Source organism: Ralstonia mannitolilytica (assembly GCF_000954135.1).
GTDB classification, from domain to species: Bacteria; Pseudomonadota; Gammaproteobacteria; order Burkholderiales; family Burkholderiaceae; genus Ralstonia; species Ralstonia mannitolilytica.
In genome coordinates this window covers 596,764-613,089 of the sequence record NZ_CP010800.1, presented here as the reverse complement: position 1 = coordinate 613,089, position 16,326 = coordinate 596,764, and the positions used below count along the sequence as shown (strand labels likewise).

Below are 16,326 nucleotides of genomic sequence, written 5' to 3'. Positions count from 1 at the left end.
CCCATGGCGACGAAAACCAAGACCGCAGCAAAGAAAGCCGCACCGGCAAAGAAAACCGCACCGGCCAAGAAAGCCGCTGCCGCGGCACCGGCCGTCAAGCCGCTGAAGAACACGTTCACCAAGGCGAGCCTGGTCAGCCATCTGGCCGAGCAGGCCGCCGTCGACGCCAAGTCGGTGAAGGCTGTGCTTCAGCACCTTGAGCACACCATCCTGGGCGCCCTGCACAAGAAGGGTGCTGGCGAATTCACGCTGCCGGGCCTGTTCAAGGTGACGTCGGTGAAGGTGCCGGCGACCAAGCGCCGCTTCGGCAAGAACCCGTTTACGGGCCTGGAACAGTGGTTCGAGGCCAAGCCGGCAACGGTGCGGGTGAAGGTCCGGGCGCTGAAGAAGGTCAAGGACGCCGCCGTGAACGGCTGACGTCTCATCAAGGGAGCTTCGGCTCCCTTTTCTTTTGGGCGCTGCCGCTGAACGGGCAACGCCCTCGCGCACGTCCGAGCGGCGGGTAACGTTTCCACTCGAATACGGTACCCGCAGCCCGGCGTGCCCACGCCGCGCCGATCAAGACAGCGCCGCGAACGCCGCCGCAACCAGACGGCGCTGCTCGGCCTGATGCGCACGCACCGACGCATGCGCCCCCGACGGCGTAGCCCGACGGCACACCGCGGCGAGGCGACTGCGCTTCGGTACTGACCCCTCCAGTGCGTCGCGCACGGAGCGCCATGCCCCCTGGTTGGCGTCTTCCTCCTGCGCCCAGACGATTTCCGCCAGGTTCGGGAATCGCTCCAGCGCGGCCTTGAGCGCGTGCTGGGGGAACGGATACAGCTGCTCCACGCGGATCAGCGCGACATCGGCGCGCCCCTCCCGCTCGCGCTGTGCGAGCAGTTCATAGAAGAACTTGCCGCTGCACAGCACGGCCCGCGTGACGGCGTCCGGATCGCGCGTTGCGGTGTCGGGCAAGACCGGCATGAACGCGCCCTCGACAAGGTCGCGCACGCGCGCATGCGAACGTGCATGACCCAGCAGCTCCGCCTTGGGCGACATGACGATCAACGGCTTGGGCTCGGTCAGCGCGGCCTGCTCGCGCAGCAGGTGGAACCACTGGCCGGAGGTCGACGGCATGACGACGCGCAGGTTGCCGTCCGCGCACAGTTGCAGGAAGCGGCCCAGGAACCCGCTCGAATGCTCGGGGCCGACGCCTTCATGACCGTGCGGCAGCAGCATCGCGAGCGCAGACCGGCAACCCCATTTGTACTCGCCCGATGCGATGTACTGGTCGATGAAGACCTGTGCGCCGTTGACGAAATCGCCGAACTGCGCCTCCCAGAGCGTGAGCCGCGTACGGGTCTGCACGCTATAGCCGTACTCGAAGCCGAGCGCAGCCTCTTCCGACAGCGGCGAGTTGACGACGTCAAACCCACCTTGGTGTGGCGCCAGGTGCTGCAGCGGGACGTACGGACTGCGCTCGGCAGGCTGCGTCGCTTGCGAGTGCCATACCGCATGGCGGTGCATGAACGTCCCGCGGCCCACATCCATGCCGGACAGCCGTACGCTGTGGCCGTCTTCGAGCAAGGTGGCATAGGCCAGGTTTTCGGCCATGCACCAGTCGGCCGCTTGCTCGCCGTCCGACACCGCCGTACGCCAGCGCTCGCACAGACCGCGCACCACGTCGTGCAGCAGGACACCGTCGGGCGGTGTGGTCAACGTTTGCGTGAGCGCCTGCAGGCGCCGCAACGACAGCGGCTGAAGCGGTCGCCGCGTGCACGCGGGGCCAGCTACCGCATCCGCGGCGGACACCGCTGCGGCATGCCCCGCCACCAGCGTCCGCAGCGCGTGCTCGCGCAGGTCGGCCAGGCGCGTCGATGCCGCGCTGGCCGGGTGATACTGCTCGGTGACCGTGGGATGCGCCGCAATGGCCGCATGCAATGCGGGCTGCGTGAGGGCGGGCGTGTCGTGCTCGGAATGGCCCAGGCGCCGGTAGCCGATCAGGTCGATGACGATGTCGGCACCGTGCTCCATGCGGTATGCGATGGCGATCCGTGCTGCGCGCACGACGGCTTCCGGATCGTCCGCATTGACGTGAAGGACCGGCGCATCGACCATGCGGGTGACGTCAGTGCAGTAGTCGTTCGCGCGCACGTCCATCGCGTTGGGCGTGGTGAAGCCGATCTGGTTGTTGACGATCACGTGCACGACGCCGCCAGCGGTATAGCCGCTGCGGCGGGTCAGGTTCAGCGTTTCCATGACGACGCCCTGCCCAGCGAACGCCGCGTCGCCGTGCGCCATGATCGGCACGCACGGTGTATCGGGGTGTTCGTCCACGTACGCGCGGGCCATGCCGCAGACGACCGGATACACACTTTGCAGATGCGACGGATTGGGCGCCAGCACCAGAGACACTTCACCGCCGGCAACGGTGCGCCGGGCCGCGCCCCCGAGGTGATACGGCAGGTCGCGCTGCGCGATGGCGACGTCGGAATCCGGATCGAGCCGCTCGAGCATGCCGCGCGCATCCACCCCCATCACGTTGACCAGCGCGTTCAGGCGCCCACGGTGCGGCAGGCCGAGAAAGATCTGGCGTACGCCGCAGTTGCCGGCCTCTTCGATGAGCGTGTCGAGCAGCGGCACCAGGCTCTCGCAGCCCTCCAGCGAGAACCGCTTGGCGTGCGCGAACGTGCTGCCAGCCAGCCGCTCCCACATTTCAGCGGCCAGCAGCCGGCCCAGCAGCCAGCGCTTGTGCTCGGGCGCCGGCGGCGGGGCAAGCAGTTCGGTTTCCATGCGGGCATGAAGCCACGCACGGCGCTGGCGCTTGCGCACACCGCTGCAATCGAGACCGATCGATCCGCAATACACGCGCCTGAGCTGCCACTCGAGCTCCTGCACGGTGGTCGCTGTCGGCAGGGCGGTGCCATCCGGTTCGCGGCGCTGTGCCGGGTCCAGGCCATGGAACGCCGGACGCAGTTCGGGCACGTCGGGCAACGGCACGCGCGCAAGCGGATCGAGACGCGCGCGGCGATAGCCGAGCTCGCGGTATGCGTCGATCAGGCCGCCGACAGCGGTGGCGGCAGCCACCGGGGCAAGCGTGGGGCCCGGCCCCACTTCGACAAGTTGCGGAGAGTGTGAAGACATGGTTGTTCACGAGAAAAGAGACACCGTGGTTTGCCCCCACCACCGGCACGCCATGCTCCCGCGCGCAACCCTCCAGCCGGCACAGCGGTCGGTCAGCAGGCACGTGGTCGGCAGACGGCGGGGACCGCTCGAAACGCCAGACCGGGCAACCGCCCGGGCGCAACGTCGATTCCTTGTTCTACGAGCCGCCTGGCGACGGCCCGTGCCTCCTCCGTTGGACTGCTGACAGCAACATCACTGCAACGACGGCACTGCAACGACAGATTACGAAAGCGTCTGGACCTCGCCCCAGGCCGCAGCCGCTGCGGGCAACGTGGCCGCGGCCCCGCCATGCACGGCATGCGTGCGATCCGACAGATCGCCATGAAGCCGGAACGCGCTGACCATGTGAGCCAGCTGATCGGCCTGGTCCTGCAGGGCCTGGGCCGCCGCGGCGCTTTGCTCGACCAGCGCGGCGTTTTCCTGCGTGACCTTGTCCATCTGGGTGATGGCCTCGTTGATCTGCTCGATGCCCTGGCTCTGCTCGCGGCTCGAAGCGCTGATCTCCGAGACGATGTTCGTCACATTCTGGATGCCGGCCACCACGTCGCGGATGATCTGGCCGGCCTCTTCGACCTTGGCGGTACCGGCGCCGACGTGGCTGACGGAATCCTCGATGAGCCCCTTGATCTCCTTGGCGGCAGCCGCGCTGCGCTGCGCGAGGCTGCGCACCTCGCCGGCCACGACCGCAAACCCGCGACCCTGCTCGCCGGCGCGCGCGGCTTCCACGGCGGCGTTCAGCGCAAGGATGTTGGTCTGGAAGGCAATGCTGTCGATCACGCCGATGATGTCGACGATCTTGCGCGACGACGCGTTGATCGTGCTCATGGTCTCGATCGCATCCCCCACTGCGTCACCGCCCTTGGTGGCGACCTGCGACGCATTCGACGCCAGGCGGCTGGCTTCCTGTGCGTTGTCGGCGTTTTGCTTGACGGTGGACGTGAGCTGCTCCATCGCGGCCGCGGTCTCCTCCAGGGAGCTCGCCTGCTGCTCGGTGCGGCTGGACAGGTCGAGGTTGCCGCTGGCCACCTCGCGCGACGCCCGGGTAATGGTGTCGGTGCCGTCGCGCACGCGCCCGACAATGCGGTGCAGGTTTTCCGTCATGTGCTTGAGCGCACCGAGCAGGCGGCCGATCTCGTCGCGCGTGTCGACCTCCAGGTGATGCGTCAGGTTGCCCTGCGCCACCGCTTCGGCCAGCTGCACGGCGCGATTGATCGGTCGCGTGATCGTGCGCGTGATGAAGCCGCCGGTGGCAATGGCCAGCAGCGCCGCCACCACGCTCAGCACGATCATCTGGATCTTCGCGCTGGCCCCCTGCTCGGCCGCTTCGCCCACGTCGCGTTCCATCTCGGCGGCCTGGTGGTCGACCATCTTGTCGACCAGCACGTAGTACTGGTCCTGCAGGCGGCTCATCTCGCCCTGGTAGAGCACGCGCGCGTCTTCCGGCCTGTTGGCATCGACGAGCTCGAAGAACTTGCGCACGCTCGCGCCATACGCCGAGCGCGCATCGAACTGCTCCTTGAACAGTGCCTTTCCCTGGTCGGTCTTGAGCAGCTTCTCGAGCCGCCCGTACGCCTGCCCGTTGGCCTGCCGGATGGCCGCGTAGTCGTTCATGTACTTCGCCTTCTGTTCAGGCGAAGTGGCCAGCAACAGGTTGCTGAGAATGCCGTTGGCCTTGTAGCCGTTGTTCTTGATCTGGTTGCTCAGCGCGATCAGCGAATAGCGCTCGCTGACGATCCGGCTCATCTTCGTGTTGTTGTCGTCCAGATGCTGTATGCCGACCGTCGCGGTCCCGATCAGCAGCAGCACGACGAGCGCGAACGCCGCACCTAGCCGTACGCCGATCTTCATATCCGAGATTCTCATTTGCTTCATTCCTGTTTCAGCGCTTCAAGAGAGAGACGTCATGGCCGGGCAATACCATTGCCGGCGGCTCCATGTCGTTTCGTGTGGAAAGCAACACTGTCACTGGGGCATCGCCGGCGCGAACGGGCTGGCCGGCAGGTGCTTGAGCTTGGACATGCGCAGGTAGGCGATGGCGATGAAGTTCTGGCTCGTCCTGAAGCCGCGCGCGGCGCGCTTGGCCTGCTGCAGCAGCCCGTTCATCGCCTCGACGAAGGCGTTGCTGCGGTGATCGACCATGCCGCGCACCACCGCGTCGAACCGCTCCTTGAGCGTGGCGGCCAGCTTCTTGAACGGCTCGAGCCGACAGCGCCGCGCCCAGCTCAGCCAGGCCCTGAGGTCGGATGCGGCCTGTTCGATGCTGTTGTGCGCTGTGGCCCGCGCGTACACCTCGCGCAGCGCCATCTTCAGCCGCCACGCCCGCGCGCTTTTGAGCGTCGAGCGCTGCAGCCAGTGCATCGCCTGGATCTGGCGGGCGCTCCAGCTGCTGGGGTTGCGCCGCATGCCCCACAGCAGCTGCCTGAGCGTCTTACGCTGGCCAGTGCCCAGCGCGGCTCGCACCGCCTGCGCGTCGGTGGCCATCTCCGCGCGGCGCACCTGGTCCATCGCCTCGATGGCCATCGAGACGACGTGAAAGCGGTCGTAGCTGATCTGCGCCTCGGGCAGCGCCAGCGCCACGCCCTTGGCGTAGGCCGCGCTCATGTCCATGCACACGTGCCGCACCTGGGCGGGATCGCCGCCATGGGCCTTCAGATCCTCGGCGAACTCCACCACCGTGCGGTGCTCGCGCCCCTCGGTGGCGAACAGCAGCCGCTTGCGATCCAGGTCGTGCACGACGGTGATGTAGTGCTGCCCGCGCCGCAGGCTGGTCTCGTCGATGCCCACCGTGCGCACGCCGGAGAAGTCTTCCAGCGCACGCGCCTGCTCGACGTAGAACTCGATGCGCCGCCACAGCCGCTTGTCCTTGCAGCGCAGCAACTCGGCGGCCTGGCGCACCGGCAGGTCCAGGCACAAGGTCAGCGCCAGCGCTTCGAACGCCGCGGTGAAGCCCGAGCCCGGACGCGCCCAGGGCACGGCCACCTGCGTGGTCTTGCCGCAGGCACCGCAGGCCACGCGCGGCACGTCGCAGTGCAGCCAGGCCTCGAACTGGAAGAAGTCCAGGTGCCGCCAGGATCGGCGCAGCCGGTCGTGCACCGGTTGCGTGGCCGCACCGCATGCCGGGCAGGCGATCCTGCTGGTGTGGCAGCCGATCTCGAAGTCGATACGCCGCTTGGCGGTGTCGAGCCTGACGTCATCGACGACCCACGGCGGCTGCAAGCCCAGCGCGCTGGTGAACAGAGCTTCTACGGCAATGCCCATGGACTCATCCTCCTGCTCAAACCCGCCCGGTGGACATGTGCACAGGCCGACCAGCGGCCTGCACACATGCCCACCGGGCTCGACGACCAGGAGTCATTGTGAGTGTTGTGTTCCACACGAAATGACGAAGGACCTTGCCGGCCATTCGGCGATGCACTCAGGTGCATGCAGGAAGGCAGAAGAATTCCGCGCAAGAAAATGCGGTCGCCATTTACCGATCTGTTTCTCCGGCCCCCTTCGACCGGACTTGTCGGCATGGCAGGACAAATCTTGAGCAGCGGCCAGATGCGGCCATGGGACTCGTTTTTGGCGCACGCGTCGTATCGCGCGCACCTCATGCACGAAATGGAATCAATACGATGAGAACAGCGTGCATCGGGCCGAATTCACGTGCATGAAAACGCACCAAATCTGGGATTCAGCATTTCGCCGGCCGCGATTTTTTCGTCGTGAAATTATTTTAATTCTCATATTAGAGGGCCATTTCAGTGTGACCGCCGCACGTCATCACGGTGCATGCGGCCGGCCGGCAGCCGGCCCTCCTCAGCGCTCGAACCGCTGTCCGATACAGGCTTCTTTCTCAGGTACGAAGCCTTGTGTATGCCGAGCTTCTGCGCTCAGTCCGGCACCACCGCCGTCACCTCAATCTCGACTTTGGCTCGGTCTTCCACCAGCGCCGACACCTCCACCGCCGTCATCGCAATGCTGAAGCTTCCGATCAGCTCACGGAATGCCTTGCCGATTTCCGGATACGCCTCAACGTAGGCCTGCTTGTCGGTCACATACCACGTCATGCGCACGATGTGCTCGGGCTTGGCGCCACCTTCGGCCAGCACCTCGACAATGTTCTGCAGCGCCTGGCGCACCTGGCCGGCGAGGTCATCGGTATGGAAGACACCTTGCGCATCCCAGCCGATCATGCCGGCCACGAAGATCATGCGCCCGCGCGCAGAGACGCCGTTTGCATAGCCTTTCGGGCGCGGCCAGCCGGGGGGGAGAAGCACTTGCATGATGCGATTCCTTCTTATTCGATGTTCCAGTGTGGGACGCTTGCCTCGATCGCCTGCCGCACATCCGGCGGCACGGCAATCGCGCGATGCGTATTGAGATCGGTAAATACCAGCACCTGCTGCGAGCGCACGCGCTGTTCGTCGCCGGCCCAGCAATCGAGGCCCAGCGTGAGCGACGCATTGCCGAGCCGCTCCACCTTCAGCTTGAACTGCACGTCGTCGCCCATGCGGCTGATGGCGCTGAACTCGCAGTGCAGCTTGACGATGGGCAGGCCGATGCGGCGCGGGCCGAGCATCTGCGCATACGAAATGCCCAGCCCATCGGTGAACCAGTCTTCGACCAGGCCGTTGAACAGCACCAGGTACTGCGGAAAGTAGACGATGCCCGCCGGGTCGCAGTGGGCGAAGCGGATGCGCGTGGCGCGCTCGAAGTGGTAGCTCATGCCGCGTTGTGCTCCCGCAGGCGATAGCGCAGCAGCTTGCCGACTTCACTGCGCGGCAGGCTCGCGCAGAACTCGATGGCGCGCGGGTACTTGTACGGCGCCACCGTCTGTTTCACGAAATCCTGCAGCGCCTTCACCATTTCCGGACCGGGCGCGTGGCCGGGATGCAGCACCACGAAGGCCTTGACGATCTGGCCGCGCTCTTCATCGGGCACGCCGATCACGCCGCACTCGGCCACGGCCGGATGCTGCATCAGCGCGTCTTCCACCTCGGGCGCGGCGATGTTGTAACCCGACGAGATGATCATGTCATCGGTGCGCGAGTGGTAGTGGAAGTAGCCTTCCTCATCCATCACGTAGGCATCGCCCGTGAGGTTCCAGCCGTTGCGCACGTAGGCGCGCTGGCGATCATCGGCCAGGTAGCGGCAACCGGTCGGGCCCTGGACGGCCAGCCGGCCGACGGTGCCGGGCGGCACGGGGTTGCCTGCGTCATCCACCACGCGGGCGACATAGCCGGGAACGGCCTTGCCGGTGGCGCCCGGGCGCACGTCGGCATCGGCGGCGGAGATGAAGATGTGCAGCATCTCCGTCGCGCCGATGCCGTCGATCAGCTCGATGCCGGTGGCGTTCTTCCACAGTGTGCGCGTGGCCACCGGCAGCGCTTCGCCCGCCGACACACAGCGGCGCAGCGGCGTGGCGCGCAACTCGTCTCCGCGCGCTGCGATGTTGCGGTACGTGGTGGGCGCGGTGAACAGCACCGTCGCGCCGAATGTGCGGATGCCGTCCACGAGATCGTTCGGCGACGCCTTCTCCAGCAGCACCGTCGATGCCCCCACGCTCATCGGAAACAGCAGCAGGCCGCCAAGGCCAAACGTAAACGCCATCGGCGGGCTGCCGATGAAGATGTCATCGGCCCGCGGCTTGAGCACATGGGGCGGCCAGCACGCGCAGATGGCCATGATGTCGCGGTGAAAGTGCATCGTCGCCTTGGGCACGCCGGTGGTGCCGGACGTGAAGGCGAGCAGGCACGTGTCGTCCGCCGCCGTATCGACGTTGACGAACGTGGCCGGCTGGCGTGCCATGGCCGCTTCCAGTCCCTCGGGCGTGTCATCGTGAAAGCGCATCACCTGGACCGGCTTGGCGGCCTGCGCAACGGCGTCATTGAGCTCGTCAATCAGGCGCGCATCGCAGAGCGCAAAGCCGATCTCGCCTTTGCCGATGATCTGCCCCAGCTCCTTGGCGCGCAGCAGCGGCATGGTGGTGACGGCAATCGCGCCCACCTTCATCACCGCAAACCAGCACGCGGCCAGCATCGGGCTGTTGGGCGAGCGCAGCAGTACGCGGTTGCCCGGCACAACGCCCATCTCGTGCACCAGCACGTTCGCGATGCGGTTGGCGTGCTCCTGCAGGTCTGCATACGTCCAGCGGATGCCCGGCGCCTGGATGCACAGGCGATCGCCCTCCCCCGCCGCCACACGACGGTCCAGCAGCTCCGTCGCGCAGTTCAGCTGCGCCGGAAACTGCAATGCCGGCAGGTCGAAGCGATACACCGGCTGCAGCTCCACCGGAGGCAGGCGATCGCGGGCGAAGGTGTCGATATGGGCGCTGGGCATGGCGAGCTCTCCGTCTCGATAAACGTGTCAGTGCGCTGCGGGCTGGGAAGGGGTGGCGGTACGCAGAAGCTCGCGCGCGATGATGAGTTGCTGAACTTCGGTCGCGCCTTCGTAGATGCGCAGCGCCCGGATCTCGCGGTACAGGCGCTCGACCGGCTGCTCGCTCACCACGCCCAGGCCGCCCCACATCTGCACGGCGGCGTCGATCACCTGCTGCGCGTTCTCGGTAGCAGTCAACTTCGCCATGGCAGCCTCGCGCGTCACGTTGCGGCCCTGGTCGCGCTGCCATGCGGCGCGGTACGTCAACAGCGCGGCGCTGTCGATGGCGGTGGCCATCTGCGCAAGCTTGGCCTGCGTGAGCTGGAAATCGGCCAGCACGCCGCTGAACATCTTGCGGGTGGTGGCGCGCGCCAGCGCTTCGTCCAGCGCGCGGCGCGCAAAACCCAGCGCGGCTGCCGCCACCGACGTGCGGAACACATCGAGCGTTCGCATCGCCACCTTGAAGCCCTCGCCTGCCGCGCCCACGCGCTGGCTGGCCGGAATGCGGCAGTTGGTAAAGCGCAGGCGGGCGAGCGGATGCGGCGCGATCACGTCGATGCGCTCCGCAATCTCAAAGCCCGGCGTACCGGCGTCGACGATGAACGCGCTGATGCCGCGCGAGCCCGGCGCCTCACCGGTGCGGGCAAACACGACGTAGAAATCTGCGATGCCGCCGTTGGAAATCCACGTCTTCTCGCCGTCGAGCACATAGTGGGTGCCGTCTTCACGCGCGGCGCAGGCCATGGCGGCCACATCGGAGCCGGCCTCCGGTTCGGACAATGCAAATGCAGCGATGGCCTCGCCGCGCGCGACCTTTGTCAGATAGCGTTCACGCTGCTCCGGCGTGCCGTGCAACGAAATGGCACCCGACCCCAGCCCCTGCATCGCAAAGGCAAAATCGGCCAGCCCGGAATGGCGCGCCAGCGTCTCGCGGATCAGGCAGATGGCGCGCGTGTCGATGGTCTCGGCGGCACCGCCTTGCGCGGTGCCGCCCACGGCGTGGCGCAGCCAGCCGGCCTGGCCGAGCGACTTGACCAGCGCGCGGCACTCGGCATCCACATCGGGGCCGTGGTCGTGCGGAATGTGCTTCGTGGCCCAGGCGTCGAGTTCAGCTTCGAGCTGGCGGTGTTTGTCGTCAAAGAAGGGCCATTGCAGATAGTCTTTGTCGCTCATCTCAGTTCCCCTCGAACACCGGTTTCTGCTTGGCGACAAAGGCGTGGTACGCACGCGAGAAGTCTTCGGTCAGCATGCAGATGGCCTGCGCCTGCGCCTCAGCCTCGATGGCCTGCTCGATCGTCATCGTCCATTCCTGGTGCAGCATCGTCTTGGTGATGCCGTTGGCGAAGGTCGGGCCGGCGGCCAGGTCGGCAGCCAGGGCTTGCGCTTGGCTCAGCACTTCGGCAGGTTCGCACAGGCGGTTGAAGAAGCCCCAGCGCTCGCCCTCTTCGCCGCTCATCGAGCGGCCGGTGTAGAGCAGTTCGCTCGCGCGGCCCTGCCCGATGATGCGCGGCAGGATCGCGCAGGCGCCCATGTCGCAGCCGGCCAGGCCAACGCGGTTGAAGAGGAACGCCGTCCTGCTGCGCGCCGTGCCCAGGCGCAGGTCGGAAGACATCGCCAGGATGGCGCCCGCGCCGGCGCAAACGCCGTCAACTGCAGCGACGATGGGCTGCGGGCACGCGCGCATCGTCTTCACCAGCTCGCCCGTCATGCGCGTGAACATCAGCAACTCGGGCGCCTTCAGTTGCACCAGCGGCCCGATGATCTCGTGGACATCGCCGCCGGAGCAGAAGTTGTCGCCCGCGCCGGCCAGCACGATGGCCTTGACGTCATCCGCCCATTTGAGCTGATGAAACAGGTCACGCAGCTCGGCATACGAATCGAACGTGAGCGGGTTCTTGCGCTCGGGCCGGTTGAGCGTGATGGTGGCAACGCCGCCTTCCACGCTCCACAAGAAATGCTTGGCTTGATAGCCCGCCAGCGGTCGGCGGTTGCCGGCCAGCAGGGCCGGGTCCACATGGTGATTCGGGTCGGTCATGGTTGGGTCGGGTTCGTTCAAGGTTGATCTTCGCGGGCGTCCAGCTCTTGCTCGCGCTGCGCGAGGTGGACACGCAGGTGGCCGAGCTGCGCATAGAGCGCGTCTTTGTTGGCCATGCCAAGGCCGTCGAACATTTCGATCAGCCAGCGTTCGTGTTCGGCGGCCATCTCGGCAAAGTGGCGGCGGCCGGCATCCGTCAGCAGCACGCGAAAGGACCGGCGATCATCCGGATCCGCCTCGCGTTTGACAAGCCCTTCCTTCTCCAGCTGGTCGGTCAGGCCGGTGACGTTGCCGCCGGTCACCATCAGGTAGCGCGACAGCACGTTCATGCGCAGCCCGTCCGGATGGCGATCGAGTTGCGCCAGATAGTCGAAGCGCGGCAGCGTGGTGTTGAAGCGCGTGCGCAGGCGCTGGCGGATCTGCTGTTCGATCTGCGTGCTGCACGCCAGGAGGCGCAGCCAGATCTTGACGTCTATGTGGTCGTCCACATGCGCGCGGGCTTCCAGGCCGATACGTTCATCGCCCAGCGCATGCACAACGGCGTGGTGGCCTGAGGCGCGCGTGGCGAGTGCGGTTTTGCGCCGGGTGCGTTCGGTGCTCACATCACCTCCCCGCCGGATACCGAGATGGCCTGCCCCGTGATTGACGACGCGCCTTCGGAGCACAGCCACACCACGGCGTTCGCCACTTCGTCGGGCGCGATCAGCCGACCCTGCGGGTTGCCCTTCACCAGCTCGGCCCGCGCTTGTTCCGCGCTGCGGCCGGTGCGGGCGACGATGCGATCGATGCTCTCACGCACGATGTCGGTTTCCGTATAGCCGGGGCAGACTGCGTTGACGGTGACGCCGCGCGCCGCAAGCTCCAGCGCCAGCGCGCGCGTGAGCCCGATCACCCCATGCTTGGCCGCCACATACGCCGACACATACGGATAACCGCGTTGCCCCGCCGTGCTGGCAATGTTGACAATGCGGCCGCGGCCCGAGGCTTGCACATCGGCCAGCGCCGCCTGCGTGCACAGGAACGTGCCCGTCAGGTTGACGGCCAGCATGCGCTGCCATTGATCGAGCGTGGTCTTGGCAAACGGTGCGCTCTCCGCCTGGCCCGCGTTGTTGACAAGAATGGAGATGGGGCCGAGCCCCGCGCGCGCGGATTCGAATGCGGCTGACACATTCGCCTCGTCGGTCACGTCGCACGTCACGACTTGCGCGCGGGCGCTGTCGGGCAACGTCTTGGCGGTGGCGTGCAGCACATCGGCGTTGCGGCCCATCAGCGTGAGCGTGGCGCCATGCGCCGCGAGTTGCGCGGCAATCGCCGCGCCGATTCCGCGCCCCGCGCCGGTAACAACGGCGTGGTGCCCGCTGAGCATTGCAGGTGTCGCCATCTCAAACCCCCTGCATGCGGTTGGCCTGCTCCAGCGGCGACAGCCCCGCCGCCTGCGCCGCCATCGCGCGTTCGCGCTCCAGGTTGCGCTCCAGTTGCAGCTTGCCTGCGCGGTATTGCTTGGGCCACGGCATGTCGAGGTAGCCGATGCGCGCGGCTTCGTTCAGCGTCCAGGCCGGGTTGGCCAGGTGCGGGCGCGCCACGGCGCACAGGTCGGCACGGCCCGCCGCGATGATGCTGTTGACGTGGTCTGCCTCGGAGATGGCACCCACCGCGATGGTGGCGATGCCGGCCTCGTTGCGAACGCGGTCGGCAAACGGCGTCTGGAACATGCGGCCGTATACGGGCTGCTCTTTCTTGCTGACCTGGCCGGACGAGCAATCGATCATGTCCACGCCTGCGGCCTTGAAGACGCGCGCAATTTCCACCGCATCGTCCGGCGTGATGCCGCCCTCCACCCAGTCGTGCGCCGAGATGCGCACCGACATCGGCTTGTTCTTCGGCCACACCTCGCGCACCGCGTGGAACACTTCCAGCGGGAAGCGCAGCCGGTTCTCCAGTGAACCGCCGTATTCGTCATTGCGCTGGTTCGTCAGCGGGGAGATAAACGACGACAGCAGATAGCCGTGTGCGCAGTGCAGCTCGAGCCAGTCGAAACCCGCCTGCGCCGCCAGCCGCGCCGAACGGACGAAATCATCACGCACGCGGTCCATGTCGTCGCGCGTCATGGCGCGCGACCACTGGCTCACGCCGTCCAGGTACTGCTGCGGCGATGCCGAGATGAGCGGCCAGTTCTGCCCTTCGTCCAGCGGCAGATCGATGCCCTCCCACGCCACACGGGTCGAGCCTTTGGCGCCGGCGTGGCCCAGCTGGATGCCGAGCTTCGCGTCGGTGTTGGCGTGCACGAACTCGACGATGCGCGCCCAGCCGTCGCGCTGCGCCGTGTTCCACAGGCCCGGGCAGCCCGGCGTGATGCGTGCATCGGGCGACACGCATGTCATCTCGGCCATGACGAGGCCAGCACCGCCCATCGCACGCGCGCCGAGATGCACAAGGTGGTAGTCCGCCGGCTGGCCGTCGACACACGAGTACTGCGCCATGGGCGACACCACCACGCGGTTCTTGAGCGTGACACCCCGCACGGTGAACGGCGTGAACATCGGCGGCACCGGGCCGTGCTGCGGCCCGCGCCGGACACCTGCCTGCTCGGCAATCCAGTCTTCAAACTGTTCGAGATAGCGCTTGTCGCGCTGGCGCAGGTTTTCGTGGCTGATGCGCTGGCTGCGCGTGAGCAGCGAATACGCAAACTGCTGGGTCGGCAGGCTCGCATAGCGGGCGACGTTCTCGAACCACTCGGTCGAGTTGCGCGCCGCGTTCTGGATACGCAGCACTTCCACGCTGCGCACGGCTTCGTAGTGTTCCAGCGCGCCGCGAAGGTCGCCCGGGTGCTCGCCGATGCTGCGTGCGAGTTCGATCGCATCTTCCAGCGCCAGCTTGGTGCCCGAGCCGATCGAGAAGTGTGCCGTGTGCGCCGCGTCGCCCATCAGCACCACCGGCGTGCCATTGGCATTGGCATGCACCCAGTGCCGGCACACCACGCGCGGAAACCGGATCCACTGTGCCGAACCGCGCAGGTGCGCCGCGTTGGAGATCAGCGGGTTGCCGTCGAGGTGCCTGGCGAACAGGCGCTCGCAGAAGGCGATGGCCTCTTCCTTCTCCATCGTGTCGAGCCCGACCTTGCGCCAGACCTCTTCGGGCGTCTCCACGATGAAGGTGGAGGTGTTGTCATCGAAGCGGTAGGCATGCGCCTGAAACCAGCCGTGTTCGGTCTCTTCGAATGCAAACGTGAACGCCTCGAACAGTTTGTGCGTGCCCAGCCACACAAAGCGGCAGCGGCGCGTGTCGATATCGGGTTGATACGTGGCGGCGTACTTGGTGCGGATGCGGCTGTTCAGGCCGTCGCTTGCGATGATGAGGTCGGCATCGGCGTACGCGGTGTCATCTTGCACGTCGGTTTCAAAGACCAGCCTGACGCCCTCTTCCTCGCAGCGCGCCTGCAGGATGTTCAGCAGGCGCTTGCGCCCGATGCCGCAGAAGCCGTGGCCGCCCGAACGCACCACCTGGCCGCGGATGTGGACTTCAATGTCGTCCCAGTGGTTGAAGGCATCGAGGATCTGCGCGGCGCTCTTGGCGTCGGCGCGCTGCAGGTTGCCCAGCGTCTGGTCAGAGAACACCACGCCCCAGCCGAAGGTGTCATACGGCCGGTTGCGCTCGACCACGGTGATGTCGTGTGACGGATCCTGCAGCTTCATGAGCAGGGCGAAGTAGAGGCCAGCCGGCCCACCACCAATACAGACGATCTTCATGACGGCTCCGCGTTCAATGCGGTGGTACCTTAGTCATGAATAGTTTAGTTGTAAAGTAATTTCAGGGAATGTCCGAAGGCAGGCGATGCAGCGGCACATGCGCGATGCGGCACGTCGTTCTTAATACTGGCTTAAGTTTGGCTTTCTAGAGTGTGCTCGTCACATACCAGTTCGAAGGCACCATCATGACACCGCAAGAGATGCAAGCCCTGGACACCTTCCTTGCCCAGCTCGTCCAGGCGCGCGCCGAGGCGAAGGACCCGCACGCCGAAGCGCGCATCACGCAAGCCGTTGCCCAGCAGCCCGACGCCGCGTACCTGCTCGTGCAGCGCGCGATGCTGCTCGACCAGGCGCTGGCCGCAGCGCGCTCGCAGATTGCCGCTCTGCAGAATCAGCTGCAGGCGGCGCAGGCCGGCCGCAGCACAGCGTTCATGGACCCGGCCAACAACTGGGGCAACCACACCGCAGGCGCGGCGCCCACCCCGGGATACGCACCGCAGCAGGCCGCCCCAGCGCCCATGCCGCCTCAACCGCAAGCGGCCCAGGCCCAGCCCGCGCGCCCAGGATTCTTGAGCGGCGGCCTCGGCAGCACGCTTGGCAGCATCGCCACCACGGCGGCCGGCGTGGCCGGCGGCGCGCTCCTGTTCCAGGGGATTGAAAACCTGCTGCACCACAACAACGGGGGTGGCGGCTTCCTTGGCCAGCAGCCGCTGATGGGCGGTCCCACCGAAACCGTGATCAACAACTATTTCGACGGGGACAGCGCCGGCACCACCACCACGGCCTCGCGCGACGACAGCCTCGGCCTGCTCGACGACAGCGACCTGGTCGGCAGCGACTATTCCGACGACGATTCGACGCTGATCTAGCCCCCAGGCCGAGCCCCACCCGATATCGCGCCCCGAGAAGGAAGTTCCCAACTTGGGGCGCCTTTCTCGCCAGCTTTCCGCGGCAACACAGCTTCGACATGGCACCTGGAAAAAACAAGTTGCATATCTAACCATCACCGTCTAA

At 66.6% G+C, this 16,326-nt stretch carries 13 protein-coding genes; 2 read left to right on the top strand and 11 right to left on the bottom strand.

All coding sequences use genetic code 11. From position 1 onward, the window contains the following. Positions 1-3 precede the first annotated feature (3 nt). Positions 4-417: an HU family DNA-binding protein gene (locus TK49_RS19450; protein ID WP_045219204.1), complete on the top strand. Its 414-nt coding sequence runs from the start codon at positions 4-6 to the stop codon at positions 415-417. 141 nt (positions 418-558) lie between these two features. On the opposite strand, the gene TK49_RS19445 is transcribed toward TK49_RS19450, so the two are convergent. The 11 genes from TK49_RS19445 to TK49_RS19395 all read right to left on the bottom strand — a co-directional run bounded on the left by TK49_RS19445 (position 559) and on the right by TK49_RS19395 (position 15,312). Further along, positions 559-3,126 (bottom strand): 2-oxoglutarate dehydrogenase E1 component, encoded by a 2,568-nt coding sequence (locus TK49_RS19445; RefSeq protein ID WP_045219201.1) that lies wholly within the window; start codon positions 3,124-3,126, stop codon positions 559-561. Positions 3,127-3,390: 264 nt separating this feature from the next. Next, complete coding sequence (locus TK49_RS19440) at positions 3,391-5,031, bottom strand: methyl-accepting chemotaxis protein (RefSeq protein ID WP_045220366.1); 1,641 nt, start codon at positions 5,029-5,031, stop codon at positions 3,391-3,393. Between the two features lie 99 nt (positions 5,032-5,130). Further along, a complete protein-coding gene (locus TK49_RS19435) occupies positions 5,131-6,426 on the bottom strand; it encodes an ISL3 family transposase (protein WP_045218767.1) in 1,296 nt (431 codons plus the stop codon). 617 nt (positions 6,427-7,043) lie between these two features. Next, positions 7,044-7,436 (bottom strand): RidA family protein, encoded by a 393-nt coding sequence (locus TK49_RS19430; RefSeq protein WP_045219199.1) that lies wholly within the window; start codon positions 7,434-7,436, stop codon positions 7,044-7,046. 14 nt (positions 7,437-7,450) lie between these two features. Continuing rightward, on the bottom strand, positions 7,451-7,879 hold the full coding sequence (locus tag TK49_RS19425; protein WP_045219198.1) for an acyl-CoA thioesterase: 429 nt from the start codon (positions 7,877-7,879) through the stop codon (positions 7,451-7,453). Then, positions 7,876-9,492: an AMP-binding protein gene (locus TK49_RS19420; protein ID WP_045219196.1), complete on the bottom strand. Its 1,617-nt coding sequence runs from the start codon at positions 9,490-9,492 to the stop codon at positions 7,876-7,878. Before TK49_RS19420 ends, TK49_RS19425 begins: the two co-directional genes overlap by 4 nt. Before the next feature lie 27 nt (positions 9,493-9,519). Next, on the bottom strand, positions 9,520-10,704 hold the full coding sequence (locus TK49_RS19415; protein ID WP_045219194.1) for an acyl-CoA dehydrogenase family protein: 1,185 nt from the start codon (positions 10,702-10,704) through the stop codon (positions 9,520-9,522). 1 nt (position 10,705) lies between these two features. Then, complete coding sequence (locus TK49_RS19410; RefSeq protein ID WP_045219192.1) at positions 10,706-11,566, bottom strand: enoyl-CoA hydratase family protein; 861 nt, start codon at positions 11,564-11,566, stop codon at positions 10,706-10,708. Between the two features lie 17 nt (positions 11,567-11,583). Continuing rightward, on the bottom strand, positions 11,584-12,168 hold the full coding sequence (locus TK49_RS19405) for a MarR family winged helix-turn-helix transcriptional regulator (protein ID WP_045219190.1): 585 nt from the start codon (positions 12,166-12,168) through the stop codon (positions 11,584-11,586). Then, entirely contained in the window at positions 12,165-12,947 is a 783-nt protein-coding gene (locus TK49_RS19400) for an SDR family NAD(P)-dependent oxidoreductase (protein WP_045219188.1), read from the bottom strand. Before TK49_RS19400 ends, TK49_RS19405 begins: the two co-directional genes overlap by 4 nt. Before the next feature lies 1 nt (position 12,948). Next, entirely contained in the window at positions 12,949-15,312 is a 2,364-nt protein-coding gene (locus tag TK49_RS19395; protein ID WP_045219187.1) for a bifunctional salicylyl-CoA 5-hydroxylase/oxidoreductase, read from the bottom strand. Positions 15,313-15,497: 185 nt separating this feature from the next. Here TK49_RS19395 and TK49_RS19390 point away from each other — a divergent pair, with 185 nt between their 5' ends. Then, the gene (locus TK49_RS19390; RefSeq protein ID WP_045220364.1) at positions 15,498-16,181 is read left to right on the top strand and encodes a DUF2076 domain-containing protein; all 684 of its coding nucleotides are present in this window, start codon (positions 15,498-15,500) and stop codon (positions 16,179-16,181) included. The last annotated feature ends 145 nt before the right edge of the window (positions 16,182-16,326 follow it).

Excerpts from the sequence above, each read along its gene's own strand:
- TK49_RS19390 (WP_045220364.1), top strand. The coding sequence starts at position 15,498 with ATGACACCGCAAGAGATGCAAGCCCTGGACACCTTCCTTGCCCAGCTC.
- TK49_RS19415 (WP_045219194.1), bottom strand. The coding sequence starts at position 10,704 with ATGAGCGACAAAGACTATCTGCAATGGCCCTTCTTTGACGACAAACAC.
- TK49_RS19430 (WP_045219199.1), bottom strand. The coding sequence starts at position 7,436 with ATGCAAGTGCTTCTCCCCCCCGGCTGGCCGCGCCCGAAAGGCTATGCA.
- TK49_RS19400 (WP_045219188.1), bottom strand. The coding sequence starts at position 12,947 with ATGGCGACACCTGCAATGCTCAGCGGGCACCACGCCGTTGTTACCGGC.
- TK49_RS19425 (WP_045219198.1), bottom strand. The coding sequence starts at position 7,879 with ATGAGCTACCACTTCGAGCGCGCCACGCGCATCCGCTTCGCCCACTGC.
- TK49_RS19435 (WP_045218767.1), bottom strand. The coding sequence starts at position 6,426 with ATGGGCATTGCCGTAGAAGCTCTGTTCACCAGCGCGCTGGGCTTGCAG.
- TK49_RS19410 (WP_045219192.1), bottom strand. The coding sequence starts at position 11,566 with ATGACCGACCCGAATCACCATGTGGACCCGGCCCTGCTGGCCGGCAAC.
- TK49_RS19445 (WP_045219201.1), bottom strand. The coding sequence starts at position 3,126 with ATGTCTTCACACTCTCCGCAACTTGTCGAAGTGGGGCCGGGCCCCACG.
- TK49_RS19450 (WP_045219204.1), top strand. The coding sequence starts at position 4 with ATGGCGACGAAAACCAAGACCGCAGCAAAGAAAGCCGCACCGGCAAAG.
- TK49_RS19420 (WP_045219196.1), bottom strand. The coding sequence starts at position 9,492 with ATGCCCAGCGCCCATATCGACACCTTCGCCCGCGATCGCCTGCCTCCG.
- TK49_RS19440 (WP_045220366.1), bottom strand. The coding sequence starts at position 5,031 with ATGAGAATCTCGGATATGAAGATCGGCGTACGGCTAGGTGCGGCGTTC.
- TK49_RS19395 (WP_045219187.1), bottom strand. The coding sequence starts at position 15,312 with ATGAAGATCGTCTGTATTGGTGGTGGGCCGGCTGGCCTCTACTTCGCC.